The following is a 1708-nucleotide window of genomic DNA, read 5'->3' on the forward strand; positions in this document are numbered from 1 at the left end:
TTACAAAACAAAGTCCTTTCTGTCGAAGGTCATATCGAGTAAATGAGGCGGATAGATGGTGTGAAAGTGCATACGCTTACCCGGGGAGGTCTGATGGAAACGTGAAGTACCCTTCATAACCTACTTGGTGACAAGTAGCTGAACCATCAGAAGTCAGCAGAGGTCATAGTACGATTGGGTCTAGAACTAATCGGAAGGGCTGAACAACTAAGAGAGAATAGCCCTTGGCATTCCACCTTGAATGAATAAACACAGAAAACAGGGAAACCTCACGCTTAGAAAGTAATGGTGAAGTCCATGAGGGTATTTGCGGAGGGTGTAGTTCAGGTGGGCATAAGAAGACAAGCTATTCACGGAAAGGAACGAAATGGTAATGTTGAATCAAATTCTAGCACGTCCGAATATGATACAAGCATTAAAGCGAGTGGAAGCGAATAAAGGAAGCCAGGGAGTAGACATGATGCCCGTACAAACCTTACGTCAGCACATCCTCGAAAACTGGGAATCCATTAAAGCACAAATTCTAGCGGGAACCTATGAACCGCAACCAGTACTTCGTGTCGAAATCCCGAAACCAGACGGCGGTGTGCGTCTATTAGGAATCCCAACCGTGACAGATCGTTTGATTCAACAAGCTATATCGCAGATATTATCAAAGGAATATGACCAAACTTTTTCGGACAACAGTTATGGATTCCGTCCAAATCGGAGTGCTCATGACGCAGTCCGAAAAGCGAAGGGCTATATGAAGGAAGGATATCGTTGGGTTGTAGATATGGATTTAGAGAAATTCTTTGATAAGGTCAACCATGACCGATTAATGGCAACATTAGCGAAAAGAATTCATGATAAATCATTATTAAAACTTATCCGTAAATATCTCCAAGCTGGTGTCATGATAAATGGAGTTATTTCGAGTACAGACGAAGGAACACCGCAAGGTGGACCATTAAGTCCACTTCTTTCGAATATCGTTTTAGATGAACTTGATAAAGAATTAGAGAAGCGTGGACACAAATTCGTTCGATACGCAGACGACTGCAATATTTATGTGAAAAGTAAACGTGCAGGGGAGCGTACAATGGCAAGTGTACAACGATTTATTGAAAGGAAACTTCGGTTAAAAGTAAATGAAACGAAGTCAGCAGTTGACCGCCCATGGAACAGAAAGTTCCTTGGTTTTAGCTTCACGAAGAATAAAGAGCCAAAAGTTCGAATCGCGAAAACAAGCCTTGAACGAATGAAGAAGAAAATACGAGAAATTACCTCTAGAAAGAAGCCATTTTCAATGGAATACCGTATCGAGAAATTAAATCAATATTTAATAGGATGGTGCGGATATTTTGCGCTCGCAGACACACCTTCAATATTCAACAGGTTAGACAGCTGGATTAAAAGGCGGTTGCGAATGTGCCTTTGGAAGAATTGGAAGAAACCCCGAACGAGAGTCAGAAATCTCATTCGTTTAAAAGTTCCATACGGAAAAGCGTACGAATGGGGTAATACCCGAAAAGGATACTGGCGCATCTCAAAAAGCCCCATATTACACAGAACCCTCGGCAATTCCTATTGGAATGGCCAAGGGCTGAAAAGTCTGCAAGTTCGTTACGAAACTTTGCGTTATTCATCTTAATTGAACCGCCGTATACGGAACCGTACGTACGGTGGTGTGAGAGGTCGGGAGTTAATCACTCCCTCCTACTCGATT

The 1708-nt window shown here is 42.4% G+C and carries 1 protein-coding gene; it reads left to right on the forward strand.

Translation table 11 applies throughout. The annotated features are described in order from the left end of the window. The first annotated feature begins 373 nt into the window (after positions 1-373). Positions 374-1633, forward strand: a complete 1260-nt coding sequence (ltrA, locus tag ACOMCU_RS27925) for a group II intron reverse transcriptase/maturase (RefSeq protein ID WP_196228956.1) — start codon at positions 374-376, stop codon at positions 1631-1633. Positions 1634-1708 lie beyond the last annotated feature (75 nt).

The organism is Lysinibacillus sp. UGB7, from assembly GCF_049058285.1.
Lineage (GTDB): Bacteria > Bacillota > Bacilli > Bacillales_A > Planococcaceae > Lysinibacillus > Lysinibacillus sphaericus_B.

Excerpts from the sequence above, each read along its gene's own strand:
- ltrA (WP_196228956.1), top strand. The coding sequence starts at position 374 with ATGTTGAATCAAATTCTAGCACGTCCGAATATGATACAAGCATTAAAG.